Source organism: Lactobacillus agrestimuris, assembly GCF_943193025.1.
GTDB classification, from domain to species: domain Bacteria; phylum Bacillota; class Bacilli; order Lactobacillales; family Lactobacillaceae; genus Lactobacillus; species Lactobacillus agrestimuris.
Genome location: NZ_CALPCQ010000003.1, coordinates 53,273 through 72,237, shown reverse-complemented (window position 1 = coordinate 72,237; position 18,965 = coordinate 53,273). Strand labels below are relative to the sequence as shown.

Here is an 18,965-nt window from a genome sequence, read left to right as displayed (position 1 = left end):
ACAAAAAAGCATGGAAAAGGCTTCCACGCTTCTTAAATTTACTTTTTTAATAAATAATTTATTTATTGACTTGCTTATTTCGATCCTTATCTTTGCTCAAGGCTGGCGCTGGAGTTTGCTTAACAGCCTTAAACAAATACTGCTTCATCAGCTTTACTACTTGGTTATTTTCTGGTAAATCTGAATGTCCTGCCTTATCACCAGTAACAGTTATTTCCATGAAACTCTTAACTTGGTTCTGGAAAACATATTTAGCAGCAGCAACACTAGCTTCGGGAACAATCCCATCAGATTCATAGCTTCTGCCACCAGTCAGTGAATAAACTCGCAAATTCTTAGGCAAACGCTTCTTATACTTAATAAATTCATTTAACATTTGCGTCTTTCGATTAATATTATCTTCACTAAAGTTAAATGGTGAAGCCAGGGTCATCAGCCGTGTCATCTTAATTTCAGAAGAATAATCGGAGTAGTAATGTTCAAGCCAATAAGTCCAGATAAGACCACCGTTTGAATGACCAAAGGCTTTGAAATTATTGAATTTATAAGTTTCTGAAAGTTGATTGAAGGCCGTATTTAACCAGCCTGCTTGACGCTTAATATTGGTATAACCATCACTGTTATTCTCAAAGCCAACTACAATAATTGGCTCATTATCGCCACGATTGATGGAACCTGAATAGGAAAGTTTTCCACTGCGAGAAACTTTAACTTTTAACACACTATGAGGATGTGAATTATTTTTGTTCAACTTTTTAATTAAAGGGTTAAATCTATCTACAGTTGCGCTAGACCCCGGCACCATAACTACTGGTGACAAGATTGCTTTATGTCTTTGTTCACGATCATGATTGGTCTTCTTCATCCAAGAAAAGGCCGGAATCGATAAGGCAAACAAAATTGCAAATAAAATTATCAGCCATTTAATGTTCTTTTTATTAAAAATCATTTTTTGTTTATTTGCCATGTTTTATCAACTCCAAATTGATTCTTTGACCAATAACTATTGCTGGAAGCAAGATCAAAATATCTAAAATAAACAATAATATAGTAAAGATGAAGCAGGACCAATTACCGTTAGATCCAAAAAACGAAATCAAAATTCCAGGTGTTCCGCGAAGAACCGGATAAACACTCGGTACAATTATCTTCATTGAAATTGCTGCTGCAGCAATTAATTCATTGATAGCTGGAATAAAAACTACTGGTAATAAATATAACGGGTTAAGAATTATTGGTAGCCCAATTGTTAGACCTTGAGTAGACCCAAAGGCAACCTGAAAGATGTTCATTTTTGCGATTTTTTCAAGGTCCTTTTCATGTGTGAACAATAAAATCACCACAATTAAACTTAGCGCAATACAAGCGTTACCCATCCAGCCGTAAGCCTGCACAAGTGAACTTCCCAAATACTTATAAGGAACACTCGCACTTCCATGACGTAAAGCAGCATTCATATTAGCCATTGCGGCTGCACTATTTGAGGTCGTTATCATCGATTGTAACGGATAACCGATTCCTGCCCACCATAATAAGGTCGCAAGTATCGTTACAGGTACAATTACTTTCAAATCATTTGAATTATGGAGACTGGAAATTAAGCCTTTTAGATATAAGGAATCCATCAATTTAATCTTGAAATAATAAATTACTAGCCCCAAAATCAAACCGCCAACAATCGAAATTAAGGTTGGAATAAAGGTATTCCATGCCCGATGACGAATTGTATTGTAATTTTCATTTTTGATATGGACATGATCTTTGCCAAAGAAGTGAAAAATTTGTCCAACAAAATAACCGATAATAATTGCGAAAAGTATTCCATTAATATTCAAAACTCGGGAGTAAATTAATGCTTGGATTTCTTTTTCACTATCTGCACCACTTAAGAAGGCACAAAACGTGATTACAATTACAGCGGCTACTCCAGCCATTGTGGCATCCTTACGGTATAAGCGTGCAGTTTGTACTGCCGCAAAATATGCCACATAGATTCCGAACATCCCTAGTGTGACTCTCACCATTCCAGTACTTACAGCATTGCCGATATTCCAGAATTGATCCGACATTACACTATCAAAGTTAAAAATATTATAGATTAAACTATCCGGTGAAAAGATTCCATTTTTTAGAACTTGAAAAAATGCCCCAATGGTTGCAATTGGCATCAGCATCACAAATGTTCTTTGCACTACTATAAAAAATGATTTTTCTCTTATCCACGAGAGTGTCTTTACAATTTGATCAAGCATAATTTTATCTCCATATGAACTATGTTTTAGCCTCATTATACCTTTAAATGATATAATTAGAATGGTTAAACGAGGGTGAAATTATGTCAAAAAGAAAAATAGAATTAAATGATGATGTTGATCAATTAGTAAATAAATATTTAGAAGCAACTGAAGATGACTTCAATGAATTAGCTAATGATGCTTTACTTTATTACATTAAAAAGCGCCTTACTTCAAAGGAAGTTAGAGAAGCTTTGAAGAATAAAGGCGACGATTCTTCTAAATACTTGGATGAATATATTCAAAATAGTATTCAAAGTCATTGGAATATTTAATAGTAAAAGGCGATTCGCCTTTTATTTTTTATAAAAAGAAAAAGTAGACCATCTCGCCAATATAGCGTAAATGATCTACTTTTTTCTTTCATATTAATTTCTCCGCGCTAACAAACGCTCAATATTTTCTTCCATTACTAGTTTTCGTCTTCCTGTCATCATCCAAGTAGCTAAAACAACTGGAATTATGATTGAAACAGACAAATTTAGCCAATCGCCTACACTCCCATTCCAAACTATTGGATCTAATCCTCCAGGCTGAGAAAATGCTAAAAAGTCTAGAGCAAAATGTGTAATCATTGATAGCCATAATTTACCAGTATACAAATAAATTATTCCAAATATTAGTCCTGAAGCAGCCGCAAAACAAATTTGACCAATTGTTGCGTTTAGCTTTTGCTCACCAACATTGCCAATATGCATCGCACCAAAGATTAATGAACTAATCACCACAGTCAGCTGTAAACGAAATTTAAATTTTTTCAATCCAACAATTAATGAAATTATCAGCAGATATCTAAATGTTTCTTCAAGTATTCCTGCCTCAATAGGTCTAAGAAGTGCTGGCCACGAAAAAGTAAACTTATGAAGCTCAATACCAAATATAGTTGTTAATAGGTTATCACTATCAATACCATATGCATTCCAAAAGATATACCAAGCTTGCACTACAAACAGAATACCCAGGCTAAGATAAGAAAAGTTAGGGCTCTTCAACCATTCAAGGTTAGGATTCAGATCAAAGCCCCATTCCCTAGCTATCAACATTCCTAATATAAAACAGATTGACGCTGAAATTGTCCCTGTATTAAATACGGTAAACCAGAAGTTACTGCTGCTTTTGAACGATACACTTTCGGTCGTCAAAAAGGATTCCATCAAAATCACTGCCACAATAATTCGACCGATGGTATTTGTAACTCTTCCAAAATCAACTTTAACAATTGGCAAGAACATAACAAACAAAATTACATAGCTTACTATGGCCACTAACCATTGTGTGTTCTTATTTTCCATAGCAAAAGTGACTACAATTGCCCAAATTCCACTTAAAATAAGCGGAATAGTAACAATATCTAACCAGCGACTGACCACCATCAGCTTCCGTCCACGATGACGTAAAAAGTTAAAAATCACTGCCATTAAAACGATGAAGAAGACAATAAAAATTATAATTATATACTGTGAACTCGTTTTGGTTCCTAAAGTACTTAATAAAATGATAGATGTACTAATCAAAACAAGAATTAGTTCTATTCGAATCCAAATATCCGCTATTTTTTCTTTCATATAATCTAATCCCCCCAAGATAAATTAATTATCTCATCATCTAAGAGTAAGAGGCAAAGATTTTAAAATTCAAATTCGGTCAAAATAAAAAGTAGTTGGCGCAAAATTTTCCATAAAAAAGACAGCCCTTCGGCTGCCAATTAATTATTCCAATCGTTCATGCGCTTTTGAGCATCTTGATAATTCTGCGTATTTTGATATGAATCATGTAGAATATCAGTAACCAAAATCATGCTATTAGTCCGCTCAAAGGTGATCGTCATCCCAAGTTCGGTGTTTACAACATGGCGAACGAAATCGTTATTATCTCGTTTTAAATCATCTAGACCTTGATCCACAAAGTATCGTTGTGAACCAGTCAGGCCTTCATATTTGTCTTTTGCTAGAGGGGTAAAAGTAAGTTCAACCATTATTTCCACCCGTCTTTCGCATCGCGTGGAGGCAGTTTTTCACTTTTTTCTCCACGTACTTCTAAATCTGTATAAGTCTTAGCCGGAGGCTTCGGTTTTTCCTTCTTCTTTTCCATATAAAAATACCGCCTTTCGTATTAATAAGCATTATACAAAAAACGGTACTATTTTCATACTAAATTCTCCTCTATCCTAGGAAATTTAGCCTTTCTTAATTATTCTTCAGTTTTAGCAGGGGCTTGCTTAAATTTGTCACCAGCAAGTTTACGATAGAAGTTTGCTTTAGTTTGATTAATGTATGGAGTAATCCAAAGGAAACCAATTCCTAAAGTAATGAAACCAAGAAGGCACCAACCAATGAAGCTAAGATCAAGGACAAACAAGTCAGTCTTATGACCATTCATAAGTTTACGGCTTTCAGTAATAGCTTCAGTAGCAGTCATCTTGTGACCTGCATCGTACATATCCTTCATAATATAGGGAGTCATTGAATATGCATATGCTTTAACGATACCAGGAATAAAGAATAATAAAGACCACAAGAAAGTAAAAATCATTGTCAAAAGTGATGTTAGGAATGATGAAGTGAACTTATTACCAGTAAATGCACTAAAAATTCCTGAAAAGACATTAACCTTATTGCCAGTATCTCTAAAAGTCAAAATAGTGTAAGCAAGACCCCAAGCAATCATAATAGCAACAATTGCAGAAACAAAATTCAAAATACTTGAAAATGTTCCAGGATCTGTAACTTGGGCAGCAGTAAGTTGGCCTTGACTAAACTTAAAGTAGTTATATACACGGTCGTTATGATTATTAATAAAATACATAAGATCACTTACTAGGTATGTAATTAACCATGCGACAAATGACAATAAAACTGCCCATACCCAATTGCCTTTAAGTTGATCCTTAGAAGCCTGCTTCAATTCTTTTCTGTTCATACTTTATCCTCCAATTAACAAAATAATCTTTTGTTATATCCATTTAAGCACAATACATAAAGCATTATACCAAATTTTCAGTATCAAAAAAGCCTAATTCCGACAACGGAACTAGGCTCACACAGTGTATACCATCAAACTGACCACATATAGAAGATAACATTTTCGCTACCGGAGAAAATGAATAACTTTCTAGTGATGGTACAGTGTTTATATTAGCATTGCAATGGCTAAAACACAATAGTTTTACTTGCATTTAGCTATTAAAAAAGAATAGATTATAAACCTATTCTTTCTGCCATTTCAATATTAAGCATTAATGACATTATTTGATTTACTTTATTTCTAGTCTTAAAGAATCTTTTTGGTGCGGTATGATTACTTTGAATTATAATCATTTCCTTACCACCATGGGTAGTTCTCAAGAAAGTATAATAACCTTCACCAGCACCATTAGCGACTTTATAATTTTTAAGATTATAAAAACCACCATTATAGTACTTAGGAGCCTTACCCTTAAATAAAATTTTTCGACTCTCTTTAGTCAATAAACTACCACGCAAAATGTAATCAATAGTATCAGCTAAATCCTGATTCGACATTACAATTGATCCAGCACCAAGTTCATCATGAGCATCGGCAACAGCCTTTTCATAAGAAACTGAGGCATATTTACCATTGCTCAACTTGACATAACCAGGAACCCAATTGCTATCTTCAAGCTTGTTACGATTTGCCCACAGAAATTCCGTATGCTCTAGCTTTAGCGGCTCAATATATGTCTGTCTGAAAAGTTCTTCATAGCTCTTCTTTTCAACCTTTGAAAGAATGCCACATAAATAAACGTAGTTAACAGATGAATAATGCCACTTATTAAGCATATTAGGATTGTAGACCGTCTTAGACATATCGGCCTTCAGATTATCTTCATCAGAGATAAAGTTCTCTGTACCTAATTTTTCGCCCTTATCAAGGTTGAGACCAGAAGTCATATTAAGCAAATTACTAATTTTGACATCAGTTGATCCAGGAATATCTGGTAGATACTTGCTAAGAGGATCATCCAGCTTGATCTTCCCCTTTTGAACTTCTCGCATAACCATCGCAGCAGTCATTGATTTTTGAACAGAGTTAATCAAATAACTAGTGTCAGCCTTATTGGCCGTTGCATACTTTAACCATGGCTTACCATGCTTAACCACAAGCACAGAGCCCTTGATCTTCAATCGGTCAATAGCATGTCGCACTACTTGTCTTTTAAATAATTTTTATTAGCTAAGTTGATTGACTTTACACCAGTCTTATTTTGCCATTTCTTTGAGAAATAGTAATTATCTAAATCATAGTTGTAAGGACGATTTGGCAATTCCATAAATGGTCTTACAGCTTGATCCATTGCAAGCCAACCGTTCCAGCCAAGGTGGATAGTATCTTGCATGAAGTACTTTTGAGCACCATCCTTTGATAAATCAAGGATATTTTCAAAACCTTGACTAGTAAGTTGTCTTTCCATCTTAGCAACAGATTCCTGATACATCTTTGATGATAAACCAGTATACTTCATCCACTTAGCGTTAATTGGTGGAATCACAAATAGTACGTTAGTGTGTTGCTTAGCAAACTGGGTCAACATTAATTCAAAGTCCGCATATTCAGGTGACTTAGTGTAATCAAAGTTCTTTTGACTGCCCTTGAGTTTCTTCAATACCTTCTTAGGTAAACGATTACGATAGAAAGTATTGTCGATTCCTAAATTATTTGAATTAGTATGAATTTCAGCTTGTTCATCTGCAACTTTCTTCAACGCTTTAACTGAATAGTCATCAGGAAGAAGCTTCTCTCTCTTCTTGATCTTTTCAATACGATCACGAACTTGGAAAGTACTGAAGAAATTATCTTCATTGGTTAAAACTCTTACTTTATTTTCAAGTAAGAAACGATCCCAACCTGATAACTTTTCTCCATTAGCAACCTTCTTAAGACCATCTTTAATTACACCACTCTTAACAGATGGCATATCTAAGATACGCTTAGCTGCATAACGATCTGCCACGCTATTCTTAGCCTTAAGCAAGAACATAGCAGTTTGAAGTGGTGAATAGTAGAGATCGAAAGCCTGTGGATCTTGCCCTTGTTTGGTAAACCATTGTGGCGAAATGATAACTACAGCCTTCTTGTTCTTAAGCTCCTTGCTAGTACCTTGCATCCCGATAAATTGAGCCAAACTTTGACTACCTGGCCCACCAAGAAGAAATGGTCGATAATTACGGTTATATTTGTCCGCAATAATACTTGGGTGAAGAGGATCCATTCTTGACAATTCACTTGAACCATAAAATGGTACATATTCACCCTTAAAGGCTTCTTGCTTAAGCTTTACACCCTTAAAGACAGTGTTTGTTTGTGAATTAGCCGCTTCATAAATGGTATCCTTTGAAAAAGTACGTTCCCAAGGAAACAAAAATACTGCTACCAATAAAATAAAAGCGCAAAGAACTGGGCCAAAAATTTGCCACAGTCGGCGTTTATTATTCATTTTCTAAGCTTTCCACCTTTGCAATAATCTTGTTTGGAGTATCCCATTCTGAACGATCAAATTCTGAAACTGGTACATCAATACCAAATTTTTCTTGTAAGCTTAAAAGCATTTGAACACTTGCCATTGAGTCAAGTAAACCATCTTCAAAGATGTTAGTGTCCATGTTTTCTGATAAATCTTCGCCAGTTAATTCATTTAAAATATCTAAAACTTCTGTCTTTGTATCCATTTTTAAAAACCTCTCAAACTAAAACTATTTTTTTCATTTTATACCTTATTGCCATCCAAACCATAATTGGCTAAGGAACCCAGAGAAGATCAACATACCAAAACATACAACTTGGAAAGTTATAAAAATTGCAAACCATTTTGTAAATTTATTAGATGGGATCTTATCCTTATGCTTACGCTTAAATCTTAACCAATAATCGTTAATGATGATGGCAAGTGCTTGGTACAAACCATAAGCAATATAGTACCAAGTAAGACCATGCCAGAATCCCATGATCAAGAATAAAAGTAGATATGCTACTTGAGATAATCTAATTCTATTCTTAAACAATTTCTTCTTCATTGCGAAGAAAGTAAATCGCATGTAAATGTAATCACGGAACCAGAATGACAAGGTCATGTGCCAACGATTCCAGAAATCTTTGATGTTCTTTGAAATAAATGGCTTGTTAAAGTTCATTGGAGTGTGAATTCCCATAAAGTAAGAAATTGACACAGCAAAAAGTGAATAACCAGCAAAGTCAAAGAATAAGTACATAGTGTAGCAGTACATGTAAGCTACAACCCACCATGATAACTTAAGACCACCGTTAGCATTACCAATCAATAATGCTTGTTGGCTAATTTTTGGTAACCAGTAAGTTCCAAAGAACCAGCCCAAGATAAACTTGTATAAGAATCCTTGGAATAAATAGCGAACAGCGTATTGAAGATCAGTAATATATTGATCACGACTTGGTGCCTTATCGAAGTCCTTCTTGAAACGACGGTAACGATCAATAGGACCAGATGAAATGGTTGGGAAGAAGAGCAAGAATCTAATGTAAGTTCCTGGCTCAATCTTCTTAATAGCTCCATCACGAATTTCCATAATTACTTGAACATTCTTGAAAGTAATATATGAAATTCCGAGGAACCCAACAACAAATGGAACTGATCCCACAGGCATAACCGTCAAAATCTTTACTGCAGTTAATGGCAAGATTGCCAAGATTACAGCCAAGCAGAAGATCCAGGTCTTGTTAGGACTGCCCTTTCTTGTTCGATAGCGCTGGTAAGCAAATGTTAACAGTAATTCAAATACTAAGTACAGAATCAGGTTAACTCCTTGTTGCCAGTGACTACCGTCAAAAATCAAGAATAAGAAAACTAAAGAAAAGATTGCTTCATAAATCTTTAGTCGTTTGCCGAAATACAAACCAAGAATCATCGGAATAAGCGCAATCATCAAGTAAATGAAGTATTGCGGATTGGAATAAGGCTGTAGGTTAATGAAGTTAAAATTCACTACTTATTAACCTCCTTAATAACGGCCTTAATATCAACTTTACCGTTTTGTGAAATTGGCAACGAATCCTTGTAAACGAAACGTTGAGGAATCATATATGGCATCACATTCTTAGCTAAATCTTCACGAATCATCTTAGTCAATTCTGCTTCAGAATACTTACGTGAAACGCCATCTTTAAGTTCAATTTCAGCCACAATCTGTTTAACAGTATGATCTTTACTGTACTTAGGTGCAGCAACACCGTAACGAACTAAATCATTTTTACTTAAGTAAAAATTGATTTCTTCAAGTTCGATTCGGTAACCATTAAATTTAATTTGAAAGTCAATTCTTCCGCGGTAGAAAAGCATGTCGCCGTCAAAGAAACCTGCATCTCCTGAACGGTAACTTGCATATTCATCACCAGCTTCTTTAAAGAAAGCTGCTTCAGTCTTTTCAGGATTATTCATGTAACCCTTTGAAACACTCGGACCACTAATAATAATTTCACCTTCACCTGGCTTATCACCCTTTGAAGTATCAATTGTGATCTTAGTATCTTCTTTAACACGACCGATTGGTAAGCGATCATATTTTTCTAAAATTTCATCAGTAATTTCAACTTGGGTAACTGCAACAGTAGTTTCAGTTGGACCATAAGTATTGAAAATATGTGCTTTTGGAAACTTCTTACGTAAGTTTGCAGCTTCAGTATGTGGAAGCTCTTCTCCACAGAATAAAAAGTGTGTCATATCTGGGTGGTGTTCACCATCAAATGTCTTATCCAAGAAGCACATTTGTGCAAATGATGGAGTAGAAACCCAAACATTGAATTGGAGCTTAGGCAAAGTGCTGAATAATTGCGCAAAGTTTTGCGTTACATCATGTGGTAATACCACGAGTTTACCTGCAGCAGTCAATGCTGGATACAAGCTCATCACTGATAAGTCGAATGAATATGGGGCTTGTGCCAAGAAGCTTGGATGTTCTGGTAAATTAAAGTCCGATAATTCCCAATTTACAAAGCTAAGTAAGTTATCGTGACTAATTTGTACACCCTTTGGCTTACCGGTAGTCCCGGAGGTAAAGATAATGTAAAAGTTATCATCACCACTGACGAATTTACTTTCATCAGTCGCAAAAACACCAGCTTCAACATCTTCTGGCTTTACAACTTGAATATCAGTTAAATCAACATCAGGCAATTCATCAATTGCAAGAACAACCTTAGCTTCTGATACTTCTTTAATCATGGTCAAACGTTCAGCGTTTGAGTAACTAGCAATAGGAATGTAAGCATGACCTGCTTTAACACAACCTAAAAAACTTGCAACCATTTCGAAGTTTTGACCACCCCAAATCATGATTGGGTCCTTTTCAGGAATATCAAGGCTAGCTATCTTATGTGCCCACTCATCTGAACGTTTCTTTAAATCGCCATAAGTGTTAGTCTCACCAAGATAGTCATAGACTTCACGATCAGGTTCACTTACTGCGATCTCATCGATTTTCTTAATTACATTTTCGATCATTTATTAACACCGCCTTAGAATTCATTATAAATAAAGTGGACAGAGTTAAGACCACTGTATTCATATAAATAAATTAGGGCCATGAGAATTGCAAAATAAATAATCGTCTTCAAGACAAACATCCCAATTTTTTTGCCTCGAGAGTCAACTTTTTTTGTGTTTTCCATTTTTCTCCCTCAGTAACAACATTATTTATGCCTTATCTTACTACAGATAATTGGCGTTCACTGATTATTTTACCAAATTTAAATAATTTCTACATCATCTCTAACTGTTCAACCGCTTACAAGATCGATATGCGATAAACAGCGGAATAAATTCAATTAGTCCAACAAAGATAAATGCAAAAATTGTTGCCCTTAAAATATTATTGGGGGTTTCCCAACGAGTGGACTTGGCTGTCGTCAGTAAAAACACTCCAAAGACAATCGTAATTATTAATTCAATTAAATACAAGTAAGACATATACGTTCCCTGTAAATTTTGAAATAAGTATAAGCAAGTGGTTGCTGGCAAAAGACAGAACCAACCTGAAAATTTAATCCAAAAATGGACCTTGGTACGTGGATTTTGATTCATTTAATTTCCTTTCTAATTTCCAAATAAGGCATTGATATTCATCGATAGAATCCGATCCATAACCACAATATTGCGTTTAGCGTAGATCTTGGAACCCGATTCAAATAGACATAAAAGCTGACCTTTATAAGCAGTAATTTGTTCCAAATATGGTGGCATCTCAATCACAAGCGAGGCATTCTTTTCATCAAGTGAATTAATTGCAGTAACTGGGAACACATATAGTCTAGAATTTCCGCTTCCATATGATTGACTCAGAAAAATCTTATCATTATATATAGCAATTCCTTGAATCTGTTTATCCATTGAAGCTTCACCTGCTGGATCAGACCAAGAAACATTACCAGTCACAGATTTAATTTCATTATTAGTGATTGAATTTTTATTTTTCCCGCTTCGAGAAATCGTATATGCAGCAATTCTGCCTTTGCCATACATGTTAAAGAGGCCGACAAATAATTGGTCATCATAGTAAGTGACTGCTGATGCTCGTTCCATAGTTGGAATCGAGATTTTATTATTATATTCAATTGGGATTCGGCTTCCTAAACGGTACTTCTTCAAAGCACTCATTGTAAATGACATTAGTGCTGAAGATTGACCCATTGAACCAGTTATCCAAATGTTTTTAGCTTTGGGATCATAGGCAATTCCGCCTAGATGCGGTCTTCCTGCAATTTGAATTGTTTTAATATATTTACCGGTCCTTTTATTAAGAACATACACAACTGAGTTATGCTCATGAGCACCATCATAGGCCGTAATTAAGATATACGTCCCTGCGACTGTTAATCCTTGCGGCGTCATCGAATCTGCAGTATCCCACTTCTTAGCCTTGAAGTCATAACTCTTAGTAGCAACAAGACCAGGTACAGTGAAATCATATCCGTCCCAAGTTCGCGGTGTTACATAATGTGAGACTTTTTGGATAAATGGATAATTATGCTGGAGATTTTTCTGATACTTTTTAGTCAATTGCCAAGCGGCGTTTGTATTAGTACCATCTTTGGCTAGGGTAACTTTTGGCCGTGAACGCTCAAATTGAATATTTTGATAAAATTGATAACCAAAATAGGCTCCTGTTCCAATTCCTGCAATAACCAGGAGTATTATCATTAACTTAACAATAGTTTTTCCTATCTTTTTCAAATAAAATACTCCTTTCAATTAGAATTACTTATTCATTATAAGAACAGTCTAGGCAGTTGTCATGTATTGATTCCTGCAAAATAAAATATATAAAGCTACAATTGAAACAAATTTGTCATATTTTATTCACAAATTAGAGCTAGAATAATATATGTAACAAGTTATGTTCCAAGATTTCACTTGTTACACTCAACTTTTTTGTTTTTCATTCATACTCCTCCAAGTAAATAATGAAAATAAAAATTCAATTGGCACTATGCCAATTTCATATCTATCCCTTTCGGCTCACGTTAATACGTGGGCTTTTCTTATAAAAAATAAGTATCTTTAAAAAATCTCAGAAATTTCTTTACTAATTCATAAGATTTTTTACACTTTTAATTCACAATTAACACGTATTATATAAACCGTAGCAAGGCGGTAGATGCTTGCTACATACTCCCACTTTTTTATTTCATTCATTCTTACTCCTCCAAAGTAGATGAAACTTATAAGGCTCGCAAAATCTTGCGGGCCTTTTCCTTTTCCATTATTTGTTTTTTTGAAATAAAATAGAATTAAGGAAAGGAATTATATTATGTTTTCACCGGCTATCCAAAAGTTAATTGAAGAAAAGTCTGGTTCCTTTTTGGTTCCAGCAAGTCGGATTGCTTTCGTTCAAGACGACAATCCGCTCTACCATGCATTTTTAATTTTAACTAAAGTAAAATATTCAAAAATTCCCGTGCTAGATAAAAAACGTCGCGTTGTTGGGCTACTTAGCTTAGCAATGATCACTGATAAAATGCTAACAACCGATACCATCTCAATTGATCCATTAAATGAACTAAAGGTAAAAGACGTAATGCAGACAGATTTTGATAAAATAAATTTCGTTGATACTACCTTAGAAACGCAACTGCATCTATTAATTGATAATGCCTTTTTACCAGTAGTTGATGATAACGGTGTCTTTCAAGGCTTATTAACACGACGTGAATGGATTAAGGCCTTCAACTATGTAACTCATACGTTTGAATCCAATTATCAAGTTCGGAAAATAAAAGAAAAATAATTACTTGCAACATTAAATTTGCGCTTATATCTATTTAGATATAGGCACTTTTTTATTTTAGTTAAAATAGATAATATCTAGGGAATATTGGTAAGATTTACAATTGCCTCGTAAGTGATAAAATTGTATAGTATTAAGATTTACAATTACTTCATAAATGATAAAAAATGATAAAATTGTATAGTATTTAGATTCTATATTTAGTGGAGGACTAAAAATGTTTAAACGTAACTGGAAGTTATTCGTCGTCCTAATTCTCGGAATTATCGGCGTTATCCTTGATTTCATCTGTCATAAACCATCAATCGGTCCATGGACAATTGGGAGTTTTCATACTGCCGCTTGGCCAATAGCAGGTGTGTTAATCGATATTTTCGGTATTTATGAAGCCATCACAATGGCAATTGAAATGATCGATGACATTAAAGGTGGCCGTTGGGGTGTCGATGTTTTAGCTATCATCGCTATTATTTCAACTATGGCTATCGGGGATTACTGGGCAGCTTGGATGATCTTAGTAATGTTCACAGGTGGTGAATCACTTGAAGATTACGCAACTAGCCAAGCTGATAAGGAACTTAGATCATTACTTAATAACAATCCACGTAAGGCTAACAAGTTAGTTGATGGTAAATTAGTTGAAGTTAATGTTGACGATCTTAAAATTGGTGATCACATAGTTGTTAAGCCCGGTGAACAAGTACCTGTTGACGGTAAAATCGTTGATGGTGCATCAAGCTTTGACCAATCATCACTTACTGGTGAATCTGTACCTGTAAATAAAAAGCCTGGCGATGATTTAATGTCAGGTTCAATTAACGGTGATACTGCTGTTGAAGTTGAAATAACTAAGCTTGCTAAAGATTCAGAATACCAGTCAATCGTTGCTTTGGTTAAGTCTGCTGAAGCTCAACCTGCTAAGTTCGTGCAAATGGCCGATCGTTACGCTGTTCCATTTACAATTATTTCCCTGGTAATAGGTATTATTGCTATGGCAATGGGTGGCTGGAACTTCCAACGTTTCGCAGAAGTTATGGTTGTTGCTTCTCCATGTCCACTTTTGATAGCCGCCCCTGTTGCTTTGGTATCAGGTATGAGTTCAATGTCTCGTCACCACATTATCGTAAAGTCTGGTCCAACACTTGAAAAATTATCTCGTGCTAAAACTTTTGCTTTCGATAAGACTGGTACTTTAACTGAAAACAAACTTGAAATTGGCGAAGTTGTTCCAACAGAAGGCTTTACTAAAGAAGAAATTCAAAGTTTGGCCGCAAGTGCTGAACAACAATCTTCACACATCATGGCTGTTTCATTAGTTAAGAGCACTTCAAAGGATCAAATCCATGAAGTTATTAACTTAAAGGAAACTACTGCTCAAGGTGTTGAAGGTGATGTTGATGGTAAGCACGTTATGGTTGGTAAATTGGACTTCGTTGCACCAAATCATGAAAAAATCAACGTTGACTCAACTGCAATTTATATTTCAGTTGATGGCAAGTTTGCTGGTTACATTACTTTAAAGGACCAAATTCGTCCTGAAACTCCAGAAACAATTGCCCGTCTTCGTCGTCAAGGTGCTAAGCAAATTATGATGCTTACTGGTGACCGTCAAAGTGTTGCCGATGCCATTGGTAAAGAAGCAGGCGTAACCACTGTTAAAGCTGATCTTCTTCCTAAAGAAAAGATCGAGGCTATCAAGTCAGTTCCTGCTGACCTTCGTCCTGTCGTTATGACTGGTGACGGTGTTAATGATGCACCAAGTTTAACTGCAGCTGATGTCGGTATTGCTATGGGTGCTAAAGGTGCTACTGCTGCCAGTGAAAGTGCTGATGCCGTAATCATGGTTAACGATTTAAGCAAGATTAACGATGCCGTTGCCATTGGTAAGCACACTATGAAGGTTGCTAACATCGATGTTTTAACAGCTATCACAATTGTTATTATCTTAGAAATTGTGGCCGCAACTGGTATCATTCCTCCAATGGCTGGTGCCGTCTTACAAGAAGTTGTCGACTTAATTACAATTTGTTTGGCCTTACTTGCTAAGACTGAACCTAAGAATCCAGAACAAACAGGGATTCCTCGCAAGTAACTTGCATCCCTGAAATAAAACCATTAAAATTGGATTAATTAAATATCTTTTAGTGGTTGGGTTTTTAAATAAATTATTAAAAGCTTTCAAGATTAGCTTATTTGGGTCAATAAGCACTTGAAGGCTTTTTCTTTACTCAAGTAAGGGAGGAATTAAATGGAATTTCTTGGTGAATTAATTTTAATTTTAATCGCAACAGTTTTATTAGGGCAGCTGTTTGCTAGATTTAATATGCCAGCAGTAATTGGACAACTTCTGTCAGGAATTGTCTTGGGTCCTGCAATTTTGAATTGGATTAAACCGAATGATATTATCTCAATCTTTTCAGAGTTCGGTGTAATCCTCCTAATGTTTTTAGCAGGACTAGAAAGTGATCTAGACTTACTTAAGAAGTACTTTAAATTAAGCTTCACAGTTGCAAGTATTGGAGTGATTTTACCAGTATTATTCATCGGACTTGCTTCAATGGCCTTTGGTATGAAATTCCTTGAGGCCTTGTTCATCGGAATTGTCTTTGCGGCAACTAGTGTATCAATCTCTGTTGTAGTTTTACAGGAGGCTGGTAAACTGCATAGTCGAGCAGGAACAGCAATTTTAGGTGCAGCCGTAGTTGATGATATCTTGGCTGTTGTAGTTTTGAGCTTGTTCACTACTTTCAGTCACGAAGGCGGTAAACAGGGCTTAACCAATAATTTCTTCTTAAACTTATTAATTGAAGCTTCATACTTCATTGTTGTATGGCTCATTTACAAGTGGGTAGCACCATACTTCATGAAGGCCGCCGAAAAGATGGATGTTAACTACTCCGTCGCAATTGCTTCATTAGTTTTAGCGATCTCAATGGCTTGGGCCGCTGATTTTGTTGGACTTAGTGCTGTTGTTGGTGCTTTCTTCGGCGGTCTTGCAATTAGACAGACTCCACAATTTAAAGAAGTTAATTCAGCCATTTCAGCATTAGGATATTCGGTCTTTATCCCTGTCTTCTTCGCTGATATTGGTCTTTCAATGACCTTCGCTAGCTTTATCAAAGATATCTGGTTCATCATTGCCATTACTGTTTTGGCTGTTTTATCCAAGTTCTGGGCTGGTAAATATTCTAGTGAACTTTTCGGCTTCACTAAGAATGAAGGAAATATTGTTGGAGCCGGAATGGTTTCACGTGGTGAAGTTGCCTTGATCGTTGCTCAGATCGGAATTACCCATCACCTTTTCCCTGAAGATATTTATTCAAGTTTAATTTTGGTAATCATTATTACAACTGTAATTTCTCCATTTATCTTGAATCACTTTATTAAAAAAGAAAGCGAGGATAACAGACTCGCTTAAACTAAAAGCGTTATGACAATTCAGTCATAACGCTTTTTTACCAGCTATTTTTTCACTTGTAACTTATTAGATCAACATCATCATACTAATAAATCCAATTGAGTTATAGCACATGTGAGTAATCATTGAATACCGTAAATCTTTCGTCATCATGTAGACCCACGCTAAAACGCAGCCTAACACCCAGTAAACAAGAATAAATTTGCTGAGCATTGGATCATGCACATACGCGAAAACAAATCCACTGGTTAAAATTCCGGCCCACTTATTGAAAGTAGTGTTCTTAGTAAAGAAGGTGTTGAAAAACATCCCTCTAAAAATCACTTCCTCACAAAATGGCGCAACAAAGCAAACCATAATTTTAAATAGATCTCCACTTTGCTTAGAAATTAAATCTAATCCTTTTTGGTTAGTAGAAATAGCCTGCCCCTTGGAACTAACAATACTAAGCATTGCTGCACCAAGAAAAGTAATCAAGAAGAAGCCTAATATCGCAATCAAGATCCGCCTCAAATTCCAGTGCGGTTCCTGGTTAAAGTGCCAGTAATTCACTTCTTGCAACTGCTTTTTATATATCCAAAAGATAAGCGCCATAACTAACACCGTTATAAGTGCTGTAACGAAACCTTGATACGGCATGTGAAATCTTCTAGCAATTATTCTTGGGTAAAAATAAAATTCTTGCAGTACTCCATATAGTACAAATGCAATAATTATTCCCGCAAAATTCCCTAAGTAATGAAGGATTTTATGCATTAATCAACATCCTTTTCCCTAAAATTATATTATTTTAATTATAATAGAAATGACGAAAAATACATAAGGGAAGAAAAAACATGACCGAATTTTTACACTTTTTTGAGCAAAATTGTGAATTTGCTTATTTATCACTTTTTCTAGCACTTTCATTACTAGCATTTCTAATCTCTTGGTTAATCGAACCACGACGCTTAATCAACGGTATTTTATTCACAATTAACTTACTTATTTTTGCCGTTTGGCTAACTATAGCGGTCTTCTCAACGCACTTAAAAGCCTTGCAAGCGGCATATAGTATCCTAATTTTACTATTTATCTTCATCATCTTCTTAGTTGTGACTTTCGCCTGGTTATTCTGCTTTTGGAACGCTTATTTTGTTTGGAAATATGAAAGCCACACCTTGCCTAACCTCCTAACTTTACTTTTAGGAATCGGGTTAACAATCGTCTGGATCGTTTCAATCCTAGGACCTGCTAAGTATTTACCATCCTGGCTCGATGCCCTCTTAACTGCTGCTCCAGTTATCGCTACTTATTTAGGCTTGGTTATGTATAATTACTTACTCAATTTATTCTTATACCAATTCGTTCCTCGCCACTACAATCGCGACTACTTAATCGTTTTGGGTGCAGGACTAATTAATGGTGAAAAAGTTTCTCCACTTCTTGCCAGCCGCATTAATCGAGCAATCCAATTCGCGGAAAAACAAGTTGATAAGGGTAAGCACATGCCAAAATTTATTATGTCTGGTGGTCAAGGAGGCGATGAAAAAGTCTCTGAAGCTCGCGCAATGGCTGATTATGCAATTTCTCGCGGAATTGATGAAAAATATATTCTCTTAGAAGACCGCTCTAAGAATACCTATCAAAATATGTTCTTTTCCAAAGAAGTTGCTGCCTCCGATTTTGGTAGTGATGCCTTCAGAGCTTCCTTCTTTAGTAATAATTACCACATTTTCCGTGCTGGCCTGTTTGCTAAAGAAGCAGCATTAAATGCCAACGGTATCGGTAGTTATACTAGATTCTACTTCCTTCCTAATGCAATCATCCGTGAATTTGCTGGAGTCTTCATCTTGCATAAAAAGCGTCATTTCATAATCATCGGTCTGATTGTCGCCTTCTGTGTTTTCCAAGCAATAATGATCGGTCTTGGAATTGAACACTTCAGAATGATGTAATCATTAAAAATCGTCTAAGTTGAAGGAGTTGTCTTATATATCT

At 35.5% G+C, this 18,965-nt stretch carries 19 protein-coding genes and 1 other annotated feature; of the genes, 5 read left to right on the top strand and 14 right to left on the bottom strand.

From position 1 onward, the window contains the following. Positions 1–58: 58 nt before the first annotated feature. Both NFR82_RS01520 and NFR82_RS01515 read right to left on the bottom strand, forming a co-directional pair. Positions 59–967: an alpha/beta hydrolase gene (locus NFR82_RS01520; RefSeq protein WP_251716390.1), complete on the bottom strand. Its 909-nt coding sequence runs from the start codon at positions 965–967 to the stop codon at positions 59–61. Next, a complete protein-coding gene (locus NFR82_RS01515; protein ID WP_251716389.1) occupies positions 957–2,252 on the bottom strand; it encodes a PTS transporter subunit EIIC in 1,296 nt (431 codons plus the stop codon). The genes NFR82_RS01520 and NFR82_RS01515 overlap by 11 nt, the downstream gene beginning before the upstream one ends. A gap of 83 nt (positions 2,253–2,335) precedes the next feature. On the opposite strand from NFR82_RS01515, the gene NFR82_RS01510 reads away from it, so the two are divergent. Next, the gene (locus NFR82_RS01510; RefSeq protein ID WP_251716388.1) at positions 2,336–2,569 is read left to right on the top strand and encodes a hypothetical protein; all 234 of its coding nucleotides are present in this window, start codon (positions 2,336–2,338) and stop codon (positions 2,567–2,569) included. A gap of 93 nt (positions 2,570–2,662) precedes the next feature. On the opposite strand, the gene NFR82_RS01505 is transcribed toward NFR82_RS01510, so the two are convergent. The 11 genes from NFR82_RS01505 to NFR82_RS01455 all read right to left on the bottom strand — a co-directional run bounded on the left by NFR82_RS01505 (position 2,663) and on the right by NFR82_RS01455 (position 12,513). Further along, positions 2,663–3,859 (bottom strand): CPBP family intramembrane glutamic endopeptidase, encoded by a 1,197-nt coding sequence (locus NFR82_RS01505; protein WP_251716387.1) that lies wholly within the window; start codon positions 3,857–3,859, stop codon positions 2,663–2,665. A gap of 140 nt (positions 3,860–3,999) precedes the next feature. After that, on the bottom strand, positions 4,000–4,269 hold the full coding sequence (locus tag NFR82_RS01500) for a hypothetical protein (RefSeq protein WP_251716386.1): 270 nt from the start codon (positions 4,267–4,269) through the stop codon (positions 4,000–4,002). 215 nt (positions 4,270–4,484) lie between these two features. After that, positions 4,485–5,213, bottom strand: coding sequence for a DUF975 family protein (locus NFR82_RS01495; protein WP_251716385.1), 729 nt, complete (start codon positions 5,211–5,213; stop codon positions 4,485–4,487). Positions 5,214–5,491: 278 nt separating this feature from the next. After that, entirely contained in the window at positions 5,492–6,460 is a 969-nt protein-coding gene (locus NFR82_RS01490; RefSeq protein WP_251716384.1) for a serine hydrolase domain-containing protein, read from the bottom strand. Further along, positions 6,460–7,749, bottom strand: coding sequence for a D-alanyl-lipoteichoic acid biosynthesis protein DltD (gene dltD / locus NFR82_RS01485; protein ID WP_251716383.1), 1,290 nt, complete (start codon positions 7,747–7,749; stop codon positions 6,460–6,462). Before dltD ends, NFR82_RS01490 begins: the two co-directional genes overlap by 1 nt. Further along, positions 7,742–7,981: a D-alanine--poly(phosphoribitol) ligase subunit DltC gene (gene dltC, locus NFR82_RS01480; protein ID WP_251716382.1), complete on the bottom strand. Its 240-nt coding sequence runs from the start codon at positions 7,979–7,981 to the stop codon at positions 7,742–7,744. Before dltC ends, dltD begins: the two co-directional genes overlap by 8 nt. Positions 7,982–8,026: 45 nt before the next feature. Next, positions 8,027–9,271, bottom strand: a complete 1,245-nt coding sequence (gene dltB, locus NFR82_RS01475) for a D-alanyl-lipoteichoic acid biosynthesis protein DltB (protein ID WP_251716381.1) — start codon at positions 9,269–9,271, stop codon at positions 8,027–8,029. Then, on the bottom strand, positions 9,271–10,785 hold the full coding sequence (gene dltA / locus NFR82_RS01470) for a D-alanine--poly(phosphoribitol) ligase subunit DltA (protein ID WP_251716380.1): 1,515 nt from the start codon (positions 10,783–10,785) through the stop codon (positions 9,271–9,273). The genes dltB and dltA overlap by 1 nt, the downstream gene beginning before the upstream one ends. A 14-nt stretch (positions 10,786–10,799) precedes the next feature. After that, positions 10,800–10,952 carry a teichoic acid D-Ala incorporation-associated protein DltX gene (locus NFR82_RS01465; protein ID WP_251716379.1) on the bottom strand — a complete coding sequence of 51 codons (153 nt, stop codon included), beginning with the start codon at positions 10,950–10,952 and terminating at the stop codon, positions 10,800–10,802. 100 nt (positions 10,953–11,052) lie between these two features. Then, positions 11,053–11,364, bottom strand: coding sequence for a hypothetical protein (locus tag NFR82_RS01460; RefSeq protein ID WP_251716378.1), 312 nt, complete (start codon positions 11,362–11,364; stop codon positions 11,053–11,055). Between the two features lie 12 nt (positions 11,365–11,376). Beyond that, positions 11,377–12,513 (bottom strand): YncE family protein, encoded by a 1,137-nt coding sequence (locus NFR82_RS01455; protein WP_251716377.1) that lies wholly within the window; start codon positions 12,511–12,513, stop codon positions 11,377–11,379. A gap of 577 nt (positions 12,514–13,090) precedes the next feature. Here NFR82_RS01455 and cbpB point away from each other — a divergent pair. The 3 genes from cbpB (at position 13,091) to NFR82_RS01440 (ending at position 16,985) form a co-directional block, all read left to right on the top strand. Then, a complete protein-coding gene (gene cbpB / locus NFR82_RS01450; RefSeq protein ID WP_251716376.1) occupies positions 13,091–13,567 on the top strand; it encodes a cyclic-di-AMP-binding protein CbpB in 477 nt (158 codons plus the stop codon). A 217-nt stretch (positions 13,568–13,784) separates the two neighbouring features. Then, complete coding sequence (locus NFR82_RS01445) at positions 13,785–15,659, top strand: heavy metal translocating P-type ATPase (protein WP_251716375.1); 1,875 nt, start codon at positions 13,785–13,787, stop codon at positions 15,657–15,659. A gap of 54 nt (positions 15,660–15,713) precedes the next feature. Next, positions 15,714–15,774 (top strand) — a sequence feature (sodium ion sensor (DUF1646 type); this cis-regulatory element may regulate processes involved in with the transportation of sodium ions). A 41-nt stretch (positions 15,775–15,815) separates the two neighbouring features. Next, positions 15,816–16,985 carry a cation:proton antiporter gene (locus tag NFR82_RS01440; protein WP_251716374.1) on the top strand — a complete coding sequence of 390 codons (1,170 nt, stop codon included), beginning with the start codon at positions 15,816–15,818 and terminating at the stop codon, positions 16,983–16,985. A gap of 66 nt (positions 16,986–17,051) precedes the next feature. On the opposite strand, the gene NFR82_RS01435 is transcribed toward NFR82_RS01440, so the two are convergent. Continuing rightward, a complete protein-coding gene (locus NFR82_RS01435) occupies positions 17,052–17,741 on the bottom strand; it encodes a type II CAAX endopeptidase family protein (protein WP_251716373.1) in 690 nt (229 codons plus the stop codon). Between the two features lie 80 nt (positions 17,742–17,821). On the opposite strand from NFR82_RS01435, the gene NFR82_RS01430 reads away from it, so the two are divergent. Next, the gene (locus NFR82_RS01430; protein WP_251716372.1) at positions 17,822–18,922 is read left to right on the top strand and encodes a YdcF family protein; all 1,101 of its coding nucleotides are present in this window, start codon (positions 17,822–17,824) and stop codon (positions 18,920–18,922) included. Positions 18,923–18,965: the final 43 nt, after the last annotated feature.